The organism is Neisseria bergeri, from assembly GCA_003044455.1.
In the GTDB taxonomy this organism is placed as follows: Bacteria; Pseudomonadota; Gammaproteobacteria; order Burkholderiales; family Neisseriaceae; genus Neisseria; species Neisseria bergeri.
In genome coordinates this window covers 63,790-77,599 of sequence record POWY01000003.1, presented here as the reverse complement: position 1 = coordinate 77,599, position 13,810 = coordinate 63,790, and the positions used below count along the sequence as shown (strand labels likewise).

Sequence of the window (13,810 nt, the reverse complement as noted above, 5' to 3'; positions counted from 1 at the left end):
ACAATGAACGCTGCGGCTGCCAAAGATTATATGAAAACGGTTGAGTTAAACAAGTCTGCCGGCAATGTCGATACCACATCCAGAACAGCCCGCAGGGTGCAGGCAGTATTTCGACGTATGCTGCCTTATGCCGATGCGGCAAATAATACCGGCCATAAGTTTGACTGGAAAATGACGGTTTTCAAAAACGATGAGCTGAACGCGTGGGCGATGCCCGGCGGGAAAATGGCGTTTTATACGGGGATAGTCGACAAACTCAAGCTGACCGATGACGAAATTGCCGCCATTATGGGGCATGAAATGACGCACGCCCTGCATGAACACGGTAAAAATAAGGTCGGGCAGCAAATCTTGACCAATACGGCGGCGCAGATAGGCACGCAGATTATATTAGACAAAAAACCGGACACTAATCCGGAATTGGTCGGATTGGGTATGGATATTTTGGGGACGTACGGTCTTACCTTGCCTTATAGCCGCAGCTTGGAAGAAGAAGCCGATGAGGGGGGAATGATGTTGATGGCGCAGGCAGGCTATCATCCGGCGGCTGCTGTCAGGGTTTGGGAAAAAATGAATCAGGAAAACGACCAAAACGGCTTTATTTATGCTATTACCTCTACTCATCCGACAAACAATGCCCGTATAGAAAATCTAAAACGGTTGTTGCCGACCGTTATGCCGGTTTATGAGCAAAGTGTCAGAAATAGGGGGCGCGTTAATAAAAAACGTCGGCGGTAAGGGAAGGAAATCGAGAATTTGAGCCGTTGTTTCAAAATGCCGTCTGAAATCCGTTTGAGATTCAGACGGCATTTAAACAGTTCTGCGCCCCACCCGTTTTGCCTTCAAGCCCGCGCCCCCGATTCCCCCGATGCGGGCGCAAAAAAATCCCCGTGCCTTGCTGTCGGGCTATGCCGTCTGCACCGCCGCCGTTTCGGCTTGGTTTGATGCGGTCGGGCATTTGTGCGGCTATGCCCTGATATTCAGTTCGGCGGTCTTGCCTGTCTTGGCAGGCATATTCAGCAGCGCGTCTATTGTGAACTTGCTGATTTTGCCGTTTGCCAAGCCGGTTACGCAATGGCTTCGATGCCCTTGTTTTTGACGATGGTCAGCAGCTTCAACGCCGCGCCGCTTGGCTTTTTAACGCCCCTCTCCCAAGCCGAAACGTGGTTTTTCCCCACGTTGAGATAGATGGCGAAAGCGGCTTGCGATAGTGCCTCCTTCTCCCTGATTGCCTTGATGTCTTCGCCACTCAAGGGTCTGATTTCAGTCAGGCAGGACTTGTTAAAGCCGCGCATAGTTTTTTTGTCGATTGCGCCGATGTCGTGCAATGCGGTTGCCATTTCGTGGATTACGCCGCTTAGCTCGCTTTTATATTTCCGTTCCATTTTCAAATCTCCTGTAAATCCATTTTGATAATCAGGGCTTCAAGCTCCTGCTTGTTGCACTTGGTGGCATACCGTGCCAAGTCTTTCAGTGCTGCCAGTTCTTTATCTGAAATGTTTTCACGATCGTTCTTGGCAAAGGCATAAACGAAAAATGCCCTATCTGCCTGTTTGAACAGTATCAGGCTGCGATAACCGCCGCTTCTGCCTTGCCCTTGCCGTGCTATGCGCTGCTTAATCACGCCGCCGCCAAGGTCTGCATCTGTCAGTCCGTTATCCGCCCGCTCTACCGCTTCCAGCAGCTCGGAATCACTGATTTTATGTTTCTTGGCAAATTTCACTATCCATTGGTTTTTGAATATCCGCATTGTGCAACCGTTTACTTAGTGATACTGGGGATTATACCAAAGACAGGTAAGGCGGCAAGCCGCCTTTTTTATGCCTTGCAATTTCTCCATTTATGCCGTCTGAAGCACCGGCGGCTAATCTGCCTGTTTTTTAACCAACCGCCGCCAATGGCTCAAATTTCAGTTTTTAGCGCGTTTCGCCGCGTAATATTCCCAAACGGTTTAACCACCTTTCCTACCAAAAATTGGCGTATTTCCGTTCGTTTCGGCTTTCTGTCCCACTGCGCTCCCACCGCCAAGACGGCAAAAAACCGCAAACACGCAAAATCCATTACCAATCCGTTACTACTTGTTACCGTAATCGTTACCGATTTTTTTATTATTTTATTTCATATACTTATTTTTATAATATCTTTCAGTAACGGCGGTAACGGGTAAGGGTAGTGCATTTCTATATAGGGGTTTCCCGAGAACCAAAAAAACCGCTCTGCATCTTGGACGGTTTCCCCCTTATTACTTACGGTTCGTCAGTATTCCCCGCAAGCTCTTTTCCGCTTGGCATTTCTGATTTGGCGGTCGTTCAGCTTTATTTTTGCGGTATTTTTCGGATACCGTAAAAAATCAGGTTAGTTCAATTAGGGCGGATTGGACGGGATTGCACCGTCAGGAAGGGGGACGGCAGGATAACAATCAGCCTGAAATCCTTGTATTGATTGGCTTTGGTTTACGGCGTTAAACGGCATTGAACGAAAAAAACGCCTGAAAATTTCAGGCGTTTTTGTGTGTTGGTGCCGACAGCGAGATTTGAACTCGCACAGCCTACGGCCACTACCCCCTCAAGATAGCGTGTCTACCAATTTCACCATGTCGGCATTTGAAAAACTGTTATTTCTGCTGCTGAGGAACAGGGGCAGAAGGTTCGGTATTGTTTACGGGTTTGGGTGCTTGCTGTGTTTGACGCACGTTGCTGAAGTCCAAACCGTGTTTTGTCGTGTGGGTGTGAATATACACCATAGCCATGCAGGTTGCAAAGAAAAATGTTGCTGCAACGGCGGTCGAACGGCTGAGGAAGTTGGCGTTGCCCGCCGAGCCGAATACGCCTTGCGCGCTGCCGCTTCCCGATCCGAAGGTCGCGCCAGCATCCGCACCTTTGCCGTGTTGGAGCAATACTAACACGATGACGGCCAAGGCGGAAATGATATTAATAATCCAAATAAGGGTTTTGAAGGCTTCCATATTTTTCTACGCATTTTGTGCGGCACTGATGATGGCGGTAAAGGAGTCGTACGACAATGACGCGCCGCCGACGAGTGCGCCGTCCACATAAGGTACTGCGAAGATGTCGGCTGCGTTGTCCGCCTTCACACTTCCGCCGTAAAGGACGCGGATTTTAACATCGCTTCCGCACAAAGACAAGATTTCTTTGTAGATGAATGCGTGCATATCGGCAATCTGTTCGACGGTGGCGACTTTGCCGGTGCCGATTGCCCAAACGGGTTCGTAGGCGACGGCGATGTTTTTGGTATCGAGTCCTTGCAAAACGGAGAGTTGGTGGGCGATGACTTCGTGTTCTTTGCCGGCTTCGCGCTCTTCGAGGCTTTCGCCGACGCACAATAATGGGATGAGTCCGACGTTGAGGACGTTTTCCATTTTGCGGCGTTGGATTTCGTTTTTCTCGCCGAAATAAAGGCTGCGCTCGGAGTGGCCGATGAGGACGATGTCTGTGCCGATGTCGGCGAGCATTTCGGCGGACACTTCGCCGGTGTATGCGCCGTTGTTGGGGAAGCGGCTCACGTCTTGGGCGCAGGTGAGGATGCGGTTGTTTAAGACGATTTGCATGGCGTTGTGCAGTTGCAGCAGGTAAACGGTCGGGGCGGCGAGTCCGATGAGGACGCGTTCGGCGGTGGGGAGGATGCGGAAGCGGTGCATCAGTGCGTTGTTGTTTTGGAGCCGGCCGTTCATTTTCCAGTTGCCGATGACCCATTTTTGATCCCACATTCCGATTTGGTGATACATCTTTTTTGCTCCGTGTCGTGTTTTTTCTGTCTGCCGCGTGTGGCGCGTTGCAATGTGAAGTTTAGTGGATATGCGGCGGGTTCGCAACTTGAGAGCGGGCGGCTGCGGGAGCGGTTTGGAATGTTGTTTCGGGCAGGTTGTTTTATAATGGCCGCCTGATATGTATACAAATATAGGAGATGTGATGCACGCGCTTCATTTTTCGGCTTCGGACAAGGCCGCGCTTTATCGTGAGGTGTTGCCGCAGATTGAGTCTGTGGTGGCGGACGAGGCGGATTGGGTGGCGAATTTGGCGAACACGGCGGCGGTTTTGAAGGAGGCGTTCGGCTGGTTTTGGGTGGGTTTTTATTTGGTCGATACGCGTACGGACGAATTGGTTTTGGCACCGTTTCAGGGGCCTTTGGCGTGTACGCGGATTCCGTTCGGTCGCGGGGTGTGCGGTCAGGCTTGGGCGAAGGGTGAAACGGCGGTTGTTAAGGATGTGAACGCGCATCCCGACCATATTGCCTGTTCGTCTTTGTCGCGTTCGGAAATTGTGGTTCCGCTGTTTTCAGACGGCCGCTGTATCGGCGTGTTGGACGCGGACAGCGAACATTTGGCGCAGTTTGATGAGGAGGATGCGTTGTATTTGGGAAAACTGGCGAAGATTTTGGAGAAGCGGTTTGAGGCTTCGCGTCAGGCGGCTTGAGACTGGCAAAACGGGTGGGCTTCGCGTACCGAAGTTGGCGCGGCGGGAGTGTGGTTTTATAATGCCTGCCATTGTTGAAACAATTATTTGACGGAGCACTAAATGGATTTTGAAAAAGCGCGGTTCAATATGGTCGAACAGCAAATTCGTCCTTGGGATGTATTGGATTTTGATGTTTTGGATGCTTTGGCGGAGATTCCGCGCGAGCTTTTTGTCGATGAGGACTTGCAGGGTTTGGCGTATGCGGATACGGAGCTGCCGCTTGCCAACGGGCATAAGATGCTCGAGCCGAAAGTCGTGGCGCGGTTGGCGCAGGGTTTGAAGCTGACGAAAAACGATACGGTTTTGGAAATCGGCACGGGATCGGGCTATGCTGCCGCGCTGTTGGCGAAGCTGGCGGGCAGGGTGGTGTCGGACGACCTCGATGCGGAACAGCAAAACCGCGCCAAAGCAGTGTTGGACGGTTTGGGTTTGGACAATATCGATTATGTGCAAAACAACGGGTTGACCGAACCTTCTGCGGGCGCGCCTTTTGATGCGGTTTATGTCGGCGGCGCGGTAAACCTTGTGCCTGAAGTGTTGAAACAACAGTTGAAAGACGGGGGGCGTATGGCGGTTATCGTCGGACACAAGCCGGTGCAGCGCGCGCTTTTGATTACGCGCAGGGGCGATACGTTTGAAGAGAAGGCGCTGTTCGATACTTTGGTGGCGCATTTGGACGATAAGGATGCCCATCCTTTCGATAGTTTTAATTTTTGATGTTCGGATTGCGATGCCGTCTGAAAGCAGATTGCGTTTCAGACGGCATTTTGCTTGATTGGGGAAAGGAAGCCCGATGGATATTGTACAACTCTCGCCGTTGGCGCTGAAAATTTGGATGGATGAGGGACGGGCGTTCCGACTGTTGGACGTGCGTACAGATGAGGAAACGGCGGTTTGTTCGCTGCCAAATGCGCTGCATATCCCGATGAATCTGATTCCGCTGCGGCAAAACGAGCTGCCGGATGATGTGCCGCTTGTGGTGTATTGCCATCATGGCATCCGCAGCCTGCATACGGCGATGTATCTGGCGGACGCGGGTTTTGAAAACCTGTACAACCTTCAGGGCGGCATCGACGCGTGGGCAATGCAGGTGGACAGCAAAATGATGCGGTATTGAATCCGTTTTATAAATAAAAGGCTGAGACCTTTGCAAAATTCCCCAAAATCCCCTCAATGTCTTGGTGGGAATTTAGGGGATTTTGGGGAATTTTGCAAAGGTCTCCATCTGCCATTCAATTAACAATTCGTCAGAAAATTTAATCTGCTCTGTTCTCAAACTACCTGAAGCATATAGAAGACACAGGCTGTACAGCAAAATAAATTTGTGCGGTGACTGCTTTTGCGCATAAGTAAAATTGGTATGCAGCCCTCGAAATTGTTCTGCATATTTCAACAAGACCGGTAAATCCGTCATACCGAGCCCTCCTGCAAACCCCGAACTACCTCAGACGTATCCCAATCCAAAGCTCGACAGTATTCGATAAATTCAAATATATCCAGCCGCCTGTCCCCAGTTTCCACCTTTCCCACGAACGAATGCACCACATTCATCCGTTCCGCCAATGCGCGCTGCGACAACCCCAAATCCAATCTTCTGCGGATAAGGAGTTGTCGCAAATAGGTGTGTTCGACAGAGTGTACCGACAAACGAATATTTCCCATGCGCTCCGATTCTAGGTACAATCACGCCTGAACCTGTTTTAGGTGCAAATAAGAAATATTCATAAAATGACCGTAATACCCATATATTCTGCCAACCCGTTCGACGCTATACGCCAAAACATCGCTGAAGAATATTTGAGCGAAACACAACACTATCCTTGGATTGTTACCTTTTCAGGTGGCAAGGACAGCACCCTTGTCGCCCATTTGGTATTTGATATGCTGCTTTCGCTGCCGCCGATGCTGCGGACGCGGCAGGTGTTCTTCGTTTCTAACGATACGCTGGTGGAAAGCCCGCTGGTGGTGAAACACATGCGCAGTGCATTGGCAGAAATTCTGCGCGCCGCCGAAATTTTCAGGCTGCCCGTCAGCGGTGAAATCACCGTGCCGAAATTGCAGGACACGTTTTGGACGCTACTCATCGGCAAAGGCTACCCCACGCCCAACCGCTCGATGCGCTGGTGTACCGACCGCCTGAAAATCCAACCCACCAGCGGCTACATCCTGCAAAAAGTAAACGAAAACGGCAAAGCCATCATTGTACTGGGCGTACGCAAAGACGAATCTGCCACCCGCAAGGCCAGTATTGAAAGCCACCAAAACTTGGAAAACAGCAATCTGACCCCGCACGGCGATTTGAAAAACGCGTTGGTGTACCGACCAATTGCCGATTTGAGTACCGACGACGTGTGGGAATTCCTTGCTGCCAACGACCCTCCCTGGGGCGGCACACACAACGACTTAATCAAGCTCTACCGCGAAGCTGCCGGCGGCGAATGCCCGATTGTACTGTCGCAGGAAGAAGCCCCCGGTTGCGGCACCAATTCCAGCCGTTTCGGCTGTTGGACGTGTACGGTGGTCAATAAAGATAGAAGCCTGCAAGGATTTGTGGATGCGGGGAAAACCGAATTTGCACCGTTAATTGAATACCGCGACTGGCTGGTAGACATCCGCAACAAACCCGAATACCGCCAGGCCGAACGGCGCAACGGAAAACTCACGTTCAAAGGTGGAAAACACATCCCCGGCCCATTCACCATCGCGGCGCGGCAGGAAATGCTGGCGAAGCTGCTGGAAGTGCAGGCTGCTTTCGGCGAAGAACTGATTTCGCAGGACGAAATCGACCTAATCAAGCAGATTTGGACGGAAGACCTGATTAACACTTACTCAAGGAATAAAAATGAAGACGGAAACACAGGAACAGGTGGCTGATTTGCTGCTGTGGAGTGATAAAAATGCCCGAAACCTGATGGAGGAAATTGCTGCCGGGCACGGTGTATCGCCCGATGTGCTGGCCGATTTGGCGGCATGGGAGCGCGAACAACAGGAACGGATCCGCAAACGCGGTATGACCGATGTATTCGATGAAGTTTTTGAAAACAGGAAATATTGGGGCTGAATATGTGGATACATTCAATCAGGCTGCTTAATTTCAAATCCTACCAAGAAGCGGCATTTTCCTTTCCCGAACCGAAAAACGGGCAGAACATTGTTTTAATCGGCGCGATGAACGGGCATGGCAAAACCACTTTGTTGGAAGCGGTTTACCTGTGCCTGTATGACGCGGACGCGGTCAGCCATTTGCAGCGGGCAGGCTTGAACAGCAAAGATGTCAATTACCCGAATTTCTTGCAGGCTGCCCTGCATCACAAAGCCGTGCCGCAATACGGCCGATACCGTATCGAGCTGGAAATTGAAATCCGCCAACGGCGGCAAGGTAAGATTTGCGGCCTGAAAATCCGTCGGAAATGGCATTTCAATGAGAAAAGGCAGTTTGAACGCGAAAGCACCGAAACACGGGCAGACGTGCTGGTTGACGACCGCTACCTGCCCGTCGATTTTGCCGAATTGGACAAATATCTCAACACTTACGCCCTGCCGTTCGATTATGCGCCGTTTTTCTTTTTTGACGGCGAAAAAATCGTGCAGGCTGCCGAACGCAGCGGCACGGGCATGTGGCTCAACAACGCCCTGAAAGGCCTGTTGGGCGTAACCCTGCTGACACGGCTTGCAGACAGCCTTGGCGATTACCGCAAACGCTGCATTTCCGAAAACGCGGGCAAAAAGATGCAGGAAGACTTGGACAAAGCCGAAAGCGCATTGACTTCTGCCCAAGCGCAATATGATGTATTCCGTGAAGAATGGGAAAAAGTACAACAGGAATGGGCGCATTGGGATGCGGAAAGGAGCAGGCTGCAACAGCAGATCGGCGGCGGCAGCGACATCCGCACTTCGCAGGATTTGCTGATGCAGCGGGAACGGCTGGAGAAGGAAATGGACGATTTCAATGCGAAGGTCAAAGCGGCGGTTAAAGCCATGCCGCTGGCCTTCCTGCCTTCAGACGGCCTGAACGCGCTAAAAATCAAACTCGAACGCGAAGCCAACCGCCTGCACCACGAAGCCGGCAGGGAGCAGATTGCGGGACGGGTAAACGATTTTTGGAGCGCGTTTGTCGGCAGCGGCAAAGTTAAAGAAGTATTGGGGCGTTCGGCTTGCGCCATTTTGGAAGATCCGCTGATGAAGGAAGCGGTGGCCGAATGCTGGAACGAATTATTTTACCCGTTGCCTGAAGATTGCGCCGAAACTATCGAGCACAACTATCTCTCGAAAAACGCCCATGCCGAAATCCAAAACGAAATCAGCCGCCTACAGGGTATGCTGCAAGGCAGGATAGGCAGCCTGCTGGCCGATATCGAACAGCGGCGGCGCGAACAAAAACACGTTTTGGAAGAGTTGGAACTGCTCAAAGGCAGTAACAAGGACGAACTGGTGGAACAGCTCAAACAGGCGAACAAGCAGGCCGATATATTTAAAGAACGTTCGGGCAGCCTGAAAAGCAACGTGTTGGAAAAAGAAAAAGAATGCCGGCGCAAGAAGGACGAAGTCAGCAAACTGCAAGACAAAATCAGCGACAGCAACCCGCAGATGGTAAAGTCGCGCCGTGCGGGACAGGTAGAAAAAGTCATTGCCGCATTGACCGAGGCGCTAATGCGGCAGAAGGCGGGTGAAATCGGTGAAACCGCTACCCGCATCAACCTCGCCATTGCACACGATGACCGCATCCACAAAATCAGCATCGAAGCCGACGGCAGGATGGGGCTTTATGGTCGTGACGGCAGGGAAGCGCAGGTCGATTTGTCGGCCGGCCAAATGCAGATTCTGATTATGTCGCTGGTGTCGGCATTGGCGGAAGTTACCCGTTATCCCGCCCCATTCATGATCGATACCCCGCTGGCGCGCTTGGACGAAGGCCACCGCGAAGGTTTGTTCAAGCATTGGAGCGGGCTGGAACAGCAGGTGATTTTGCTGTCGCAGGACACCGAAATTACTCCCGAAGTGTACCGCCGCCTCGACCCGCACATCGGCCGCACCTATCTGGTGGAGGCCGAATCGTTGGACAGCGCGGGCGCATCTTCACGCGTAACCGCCGATGTTTATTTTGAATAATTAAAGGAACAATATGTATCTGCTGCCAGACAACCGCCGGTGGGATTCCGACTATTTCCATACCCTGATTAGCGACAAACACATTATTTCCAGCAGTGAAGCCAAAACCATACGCGAAAAACTCACCCACGCAGGTGCGCTGCCGCATTTGGACAACAACTACGACTGGGCGGCACTCTGTATCGGCTATTGCTTTGCCAAAGGATGGGCTCGCCGGCCGGAAAATTTGACTGCCGCCCCCGATACCAAAGGCATCGACATCCCTTCTTTCCAAACCTGCTTTCAAGACCATTCGCGGCTGTGGCTCGCTCTGCTGAGCGAGACCCTGTTCCACATCAGGCAAGGAAAACCGGCGGGAAAAGATGATCTGTACAAACTGATTGCCGACCTGTGGCATACCGGCGCGCTTGGTTTGCATGCGTTTTGGGAATGTTGCAGACAATTCAAACCCGATGACGATTTGGCACAACGGCAGACCTTTTTGAACGAATTGGCCGAATTGGCCGTTAAAAACAGCATCGGACGGCACAGCACGGGGGGGAATTCTTTTTCAGACGGCCTTCACGCAGAAAATGTCGGGACACTCGATGCAGCCTGCACCAAACTCAAAACAGCACTGGACAAAACAGTCGGCAAAGGCGGTACGATACAGCCGGAATACGGCGGCGTGCGCTACGACTGCCTGCGCGTGCAGTTCGACCGCTATGTGGATTTGGAAAAATATCACAGCCAAATCTGCTCCGAATTAGGCATCGGCGATGACGAAATGCGCTGCGGACGCATACGCGGCGAAGCCAACACCTGGCACATCAACATCCTGCGTCCGCAAGATACCTGGCGGCAATATGGGCAAGATGAGTTTCAGACGGCCTTGCAGCAATACCGCGCATCGGCACGGCAGTTCAAACTGCCCGTGTGTATCGGCTTGGACGAACGCGGCGAACCCGTATTTCAAGATTTCGCCACCGCGCCGCATGTGATGGTGGGTGGGGAAACGGGGGCGGGAAAATCGGTACTGGCGCGCTCGATGCTGGCTTCCCTGTTCGAACTCGCCCCGCAGGATGAAACGGAGATTGCCGTGTGTTATTGCAAAGTTTCTGCGGATTTCGCCGCCTTCAAAGACCGTCCGAATTTATGGCAGGGGCGCATAGTCAGCGATGTGGGAGAAGCTGCTGAAATATTGTCGTTTTTTACTGACGAGATGGATAAACGATACCGTCTGATGGACGAATACGGTGCGAAGGATATTGCGGAAGTCCCGCAGCCCGTCCGCCCGAAATATATTGTTATCGTGATTGACGAACTGGCCGACCTTATCGATGTCAGCAGTGAAGCGGAAGGGCATTTGGTACGGCTGGCAAAAAAAGCGCGCTCCGCAGGAATGTATCTGCTGTTGGCAACGCAACGCCCCGATGCGAAAACACTCAGCGGCCGCTTTCGCGACAATCTGCCGACCAAAATCGCACTGAAAACAGGCAAACGCCAGTCTTCCGAGATTATCTTGGGCGAGCGCGGTGCTGAAAACCTGACGACCAAAGGCGACCACCTGGTCAAATGGAACAATGGAGTGGCACGGTTTCTGCACGGGTATAACGTATAATTTGTTCAACCATCCTTTGCATAGTCTAACAGACCATCTGAGAACTTTGAACTGCACCCCAAAAGTTGGATTCCCCCCCAAAAAACTCACAAGGTGCAGTTTTTTATGACCAAATGAGACCTTTGCAAAATTCCCCAAAATCCCCTAAATTCCCACCAAGACATTTAGGGGGTTTCCCATGAGCACCTTCTTCCGGCAAACCGCGCAAGCCATGATCGCCAAACCGGCGAAACCGTCGCCGGACGCCTGCGCCGCCTGCGGCTGGAACACGCGCTCGCCCTCATCGAATCGGGCAGCACCGTCCAAGCCGCCATGCACTTTTGCGGCTACCGCCACGCGGGACGGTTCAATGAAGCGTTCAGACGGCATTACGGATTTTTGCCTTCGGATGTGAAGAAGTGCTGATGGGGCCGGCGGCATAGATATTTTGATTTGAAACAACCATTAAAAAAGGTCGTCTGAAAAAGCAGTTTCAGACGACCTTTTTTCATTCGCGGCAGCAGTGTCGCTACCCGCCCTTACCCCAAAAACTCTTTCAAAAACAGCAGTACGCAGGCGAGTTCGTCGGCGGATTTGCGCTGCGTGCCGTTGCCGGTATGGCCGCCGCCGTCAGGCGAGTAGAGCCAAGATTGCGCCGAGGTTTCGCGCAGTTTGGCGTAGAACTTGAGCGCGTGGGCGGGATGGACGCGGTCGTCGCTGAGGCTGGTGGTAATGAGTGCGGGCGGATAATCGATGCCGTCTGAAAGATTGTGATACGGCGACAATTCGCCCAGCCAGCGTTTGCAGACTTCGTATTTCTGCGGATTGCCGTATTCGTCCGTCCAGCTTGCGCCGGCGGACAGCAGCGGATAACGGATCATGTCGGTCAGCGGCACTTCGCACACCAGCGCGCCGATGCTTTGCGGTTCGCGCACGAAGGCGGCGGCGGTAATCAGGCCGCCGTTGCTGCCGCCCTGCAAACCGATGTGTTTGGGCGAACTCATGCCGCGTTCGGACAAATCGCGCACGACGGCAAGCAAATCATCGACGCTTTTGTGTTTGCTGATTCCCTGCGCCGCCTGATGCCAGCGCGGGCCGAACTCACCGCCGCCGCGTATGTTCGCCAACACGAAGGCGTTGCCCTCTTCCAACCAGTATTTGCCGATGTTGCCCAGATAATGCGGCAACTCGGGTACGCCGAAACCGCCGTAGGCATAAACCAGCGTCGGCGTGTCGGGCGCGGCGTTTTTGCCGACGTGGAAATAAGGGATGCGCTCGCCGTCGGCCGAAGTCGCCCAAAACTGCCGCACTTCGATGCCGTCTGAAACAAACTGCTGCGGCTGGCGGCGCATGACGGTCAGTTCCATCACGTTCAAATCCAGCGCAAACAGCGTCAGCGGCGTGGTAAAATCGCTGGCGGCAAGGTAAACCACATCGCCGCCCCACGGTTGGTCGGTCATTTCCAACGCGCCCGAAGGCAGGCGCGGCAGTTCGACTTCCTGCCATTTGCCGCCGGCAAAGCGCCACGCTTTCAGACAGCCTTGTACGTTTTCCAGCAGGCTCGCCACCACAAAACGCTTGGTCGTTTCCACGCTTTCCAATGCCTGCGTTTCATCGGGCGCAAACAAAAGCTGCGCCGCCCCGAGTTCGCCCCGATTCAGCTTCACCGCCACCAACGCGCCGCTCGGATAGCTTTGGTTCGCGCGGTGCCAGTCTTTACGCAAGGTCAGCAACAGGTGCCCCGCCAGATAGCCGACCACGTCGCAATCGTTGGGCAGGTTTAACGGTTTCGCTTCGCCTTCGGCTGAGACCTGCAAATAGGTTTTGGTGTAAAAACCGTCAGACGCTTCAATCAAATCAATCGGCGAACCCTGCGGATCGAGGTAACGCCACGCGTTCACCATCATGCCGTCTTCAGCAATTTGATACACCGGCAGGCTTTCCTCGAAACTTTTGCCGCGCTCCACCAGCCATACTTCGCGCGGATAGCCCGATTCGGTCAACTGGCGTTCGTCCCAAGCCGGACACACCCACACGCTGTTTTCATCGCGCCACGACACATGGTTTTTGCCTGCCGGAAAGTGAAACCCGCCTTCTACCAACTTTCCTGCTTCCAAGTCCACTTCCAGCGTGTACGCCGTATCGCCGCCCGATTTGCTCAGTGTTAATAACGCGCGGTTGGGCTTTTCCACCAAGTGCGACACGCCGCCCAAATACACATCATCGCAGAGCAGCTCGTCGAAATCCGCCACTGAAAACAGGATTTTCCACTCAGGATAGCCGGAACGGTAAGTCGCCGCGGTACATACGCGGTACACGCCCTTCGGATATTCCGCATCCTGATGAAAATGGTACATCCGCGCGCGGTGTTCCTGACAAAACGGAATCTGCCGTGTGTCCTGCATCTGCGCCAAAATGCCGTCAGACAATTCGCGTGCTTTGTCGTTTTCCAAAAAACGCGCACGCGTTTCGGCATTCGCTTCAGCAGCGAAGTTTTGCGTTTCGGCGGAATCGAGGTTTTCAAAATGGCGGTAGGGGTCGGGGTAGGATTTCATCGGAGTCCTTGAGGGTCGGGCAGGTCTTTGTCATCGGGGAAATGCCGTCTGAAACGGGGTTCGGACGGCATTTCTGCGGCGGCTTTCCGTTG

16 protein-coding genes, 1 tRNA gene and 1 pseudogene are annotated in these 13,810 nt (G+C 53.0%); 10 read left to right on the top strand and 8 right to left on the bottom strand.

The features are described from left to right. The first annotated feature begins 3 nt into the window (after nucleotides 1-3). Both DBY86_RS04720 and DBY86_RS13310 read left to right on the top strand, forming a co-directional pair. Nucleotides 4-738 (top strand): M48 family metallopeptidase, encoded by a 735-nt coding sequence (locus tag DBY86_RS04720; protein ID WP_234403385.1) that lies wholly within the window; start codon nucleotides 4-6, stop codon nucleotides 736-738. A 36-nt stretch (nucleotides 739-774) separates the two neighbouring features. After that, nucleotides 775-945, top strand: a complete 171-nt coding sequence (locus DBY86_RS13310) for a hypothetical protein (RefSeq protein WP_199901049.1) — start codon at nucleotides 775-777, stop codon at nucleotides 943-945. Nucleotides 946-1,067: 122 nt separating this feature from the next. On the opposite strand, the gene DBY86_RS04710 is transcribed toward DBY86_RS13310, so the two are convergent. The 5 genes from DBY86_RS04710 to tpiA form a co-directional block, all read right to left on the bottom strand. After that, nucleotides 1,068-1,385: a helix-turn-helix domain-containing protein gene (locus tag DBY86_RS04710; protein WP_107819105.1), complete on the bottom strand. Its 318-nt coding sequence runs from the start codon at nucleotides 1,383-1,385 to the stop codon at nucleotides 1,068-1,070. Between the two features lie 2 nt (nucleotides 1,386-1,387). Then, the gene (locus tag DBY86_RS04705) at nucleotides 1,388-1,750 is read right to left on the bottom strand and encodes a type II toxin-antitoxin system RelE/ParE family toxin (RefSeq protein ID WP_107819104.1); all 363 of its coding nucleotides are present in this window, start codon (nucleotides 1,748-1,750) and stop codon (nucleotides 1,388-1,390) included. 765 nt (nucleotides 1,751-2,515) lie between these two features. Continuing rightward, nucleotides 2,516-2,601: transfer RNA gene (locus DBY86_RS04700), tRNA-Leu, on the bottom strand. 13 nt (nucleotides 2,602-2,614) lie between these two features. Next, nucleotides 2,615-2,965 carry a preprotein translocase subunit SecG gene (gene secG / locus DBY86_RS04695; protein ID WP_107819103.1) on the bottom strand — a complete coding sequence of 117 codons (351 nt, stop codon included), beginning with the start codon at nucleotides 2,963-2,965 and terminating at the stop codon, nucleotides 2,615-2,617. 6 nt (nucleotides 2,966-2,971) lie between these two features. Continuing rightward, complete coding sequence (gene tpiA / locus DBY86_RS04690) at nucleotides 2,972-3,745, bottom strand: triose-phosphate isomerase (RefSeq protein ID WP_107819102.1); 774 nt, start codon at nucleotides 3,743-3,745, stop codon at nucleotides 2,972-2,974. A 160-nt stretch (nucleotides 3,746-3,905) separates the two neighbouring features. On the opposite strand from tpiA, the gene DBY86_RS04685 reads away from it, so the two are divergent. The 3 genes from DBY86_RS04685 (at nucleotide 3,906) to DBY86_RS04675 (ending at nucleotide 5,592) form a co-directional block, all read left to right on the top strand. Next, nucleotides 3,906-4,433, top strand: coding sequence for a GAF domain-containing protein (locus DBY86_RS04685; RefSeq protein WP_107819101.1), 528 nt, complete (start codon nucleotides 3,906-3,908; stop codon nucleotides 4,431-4,433). Nucleotides 4,434-4,535: 102 nt separating this feature from the next. Then, the gene (locus tag DBY86_RS04680) at nucleotides 4,536-5,192 is read left to right on the top strand and encodes a protein-L-isoaspartate O-methyltransferase family protein (protein ID WP_107819100.1); all 657 of its coding nucleotides are present in this window, start codon (nucleotides 4,536-4,538) and stop codon (nucleotides 5,190-5,192) included. A 76-nt stretch (nucleotides 5,193-5,268) separates the two neighbouring features. Next, nucleotides 5,269-5,592, top strand: coding sequence for a rhodanese-like domain-containing protein (locus DBY86_RS04675; protein WP_107819099.1), 324 nt, complete (start codon nucleotides 5,269-5,271; stop codon nucleotides 5,590-5,592). A 72-nt stretch (nucleotides 5,593-5,664) separates the two neighbouring features. On the opposite strand, the gene DBY86_RS04670 is transcribed toward DBY86_RS04675, so the two are convergent. Then, complete coding sequence (locus DBY86_RS04670; RefSeq protein WP_107819098.1) at nucleotides 5,665-5,889, bottom strand: hypothetical protein; 225 nt, start codon at nucleotides 5,887-5,889, stop codon at nucleotides 5,665-5,667. After that, nucleotides 5,886-6,137 (bottom strand): helix-turn-helix domain-containing protein, encoded by a 252-nt coding sequence (locus DBY86_RS04665; protein ID WP_107819097.1) that lies wholly within the window; start codon nucleotides 6,135-6,137, stop codon nucleotides 5,886-5,888. Before DBY86_RS04665 ends, DBY86_RS04670 begins: the two co-directional genes overlap by 4 nt. Before the next feature lie 66 nt (nucleotides 6,138-6,203). Here DBY86_RS04665 and dndC point away from each other — a divergent pair, with 66 nt between their 5' ends. The 5 genes and pseudogenes from dndC to DBY86_RS04640 form a co-directional block, all read left to right on the top strand. Beyond that, nucleotides 6,204-7,349 (top strand): DNA phosphorothioation system sulfurtransferase DndC, encoded by a 1,146-nt coding sequence (dndC, locus tag DBY86_RS04660; protein WP_107819096.1) that lies wholly within the window; start codon nucleotides 6,204-6,206, stop codon nucleotides 7,347-7,349. Beyond that, complete coding sequence (locus DBY86_RS04655) at nucleotides 7,318-7,536, top strand: DNA modification system-associated small protein (protein ID WP_107819095.1); 219 nt, start codon at nucleotides 7,318-7,320, stop codon at nucleotides 7,534-7,536. The genes dndC and DBY86_RS04655 overlap by 32 nt, the downstream gene beginning before the upstream one ends. Before the next feature lie 2 nt (nucleotides 7,537-7,538). Further along, on the top strand, nucleotides 7,539-9,584 hold the full coding sequence (locus tag DBY86_RS04650) for an AAA family ATPase (RefSeq protein WP_107819094.1): 2,046 nt from the start codon (nucleotides 7,539-7,541) through the stop codon (nucleotides 9,582-9,584). 13 nt (nucleotides 9,585-9,597) lie between these two features. Then, entirely contained in the window at nucleotides 9,598-11,184 is a 1,587-nt protein-coding gene (locus DBY86_RS04645; protein ID WP_107819093.1) for an FtsK/SpoIIIE domain-containing protein, read from the top strand. A 219-nt stretch (nucleotides 11,185-11,403) separates the two neighbouring features. Next, a pseudogene (locus tag DBY86_RS04640) lies at nucleotides 11,404-11,589 on the top strand (helix-turn-helix domain-containing protein); the annotation flags it as partial. Between the two features lie 113 nt (nucleotides 11,590-11,702). On the opposite strand, the gene DBY86_RS04635 reads toward DBY86_RS04640, so the two are convergent. After that, entirely contained in the window at nucleotides 11,703-13,718 is a 2,016-nt protein-coding gene (locus tag DBY86_RS04635; protein ID WP_107819092.1) for a prolyl oligopeptidase family serine peptidase, read from the bottom strand. Nucleotides 13,719-13,810: the final 92 nt, after the last annotated feature.

Coding starts and splice junctions, on each gene's coding strand:
- DBY86_RS04720 (WP_234403385.1), top strand. CDS start 4: ATGAACGCTGCGGCTGCCAAAGATTATATGAAAACGGTTGAGTTAAAC.
- DBY86_RS13310 (WP_199901049.1), top strand. CDS start 775: ATGCCGTCTGAAATCCGTTTGAGATTCAGACGGCATTTAAACAGTTCT.
- DBY86_RS04710 (WP_107819105.1), bottom strand. CDS start 1,385: ATGGAACGGAAATATAAAAGCGAGCTAAGCGGCGTAATCCACGAAATG.
- DBY86_RS04705 (WP_107819104.1), bottom strand. CDS start 1,750: ATGCGGATATTCAAAAACCAATGGATAGTGAAATTTGCCAAGAAACAT.
- secG (WP_107819103.1), bottom strand. CDS start 2,965: ATGGAAGCCTTCAAAACCCTTATTTGGATTATTAATATCATTTCCGCC.
- tpiA (WP_107819102.1), bottom strand. CDS start 3,745: ATGTATCACCAAATCGGAATGTGGGATCAAAAATGGGTCATCGGCAAC.
- DBY86_RS04685 (WP_107819101.1), top strand. CDS start 3,906: ATGTATACAAATATAGGAGATGTGATGCACGCGCTTCATTTTTCGGCT.
- DBY86_RS04680 (WP_107819100.1), top strand. CDS start 4,536: ATGGATTTTGAAAAAGCGCGGTTCAATATGGTCGAACAGCAAATTCGT.
- DBY86_RS04675 (WP_107819099.1), top strand. CDS start 5,269: ATGGATATTGTACAACTCTCGCCGTTGGCGCTGAAAATTTGGATGGAT.
- DBY86_RS04670 (WP_107819098.1), bottom strand. CDS start 5,889: ATGACGGATTTACCGGTCTTGTTGAAATATGCAGAACAATTTCGAGGG.
- DBY86_RS04665 (WP_107819097.1), bottom strand. CDS start 6,137: ATGGGAAATATTCGTTTGTCGGTACACTCTGTCGAACACACCTATTTG.
- dndC (WP_107819096.1), top strand. CDS start 6,204: ATGACCGTAATACCCATATATTCTGCCAACCCGTTCGACGCTATACGC.
- DBY86_RS04655 (WP_107819095.1), top strand. CDS start 7,318: ATGAAGACGGAAACACAGGAACAGGTGGCTGATTTGCTGCTGTGGAGT.
- DBY86_RS04650 (WP_107819094.1), top strand. CDS start 7,539: ATGTGGATACATTCAATCAGGCTGCTTAATTTCAAATCCTACCAAGAA.
- DBY86_RS04645 (WP_107819093.1), top strand. CDS start 9,598: ATGTATCTGCTGCCAGACAACCGCCGGTGGGATTCCGACTATTTCCAT.
- DBY86_RS04635 (WP_107819092.1), bottom strand. CDS start 13,718: ATGAAATCCTACCCCGACCCCTACCGCCATTTTGAAAACCTCGATTCC.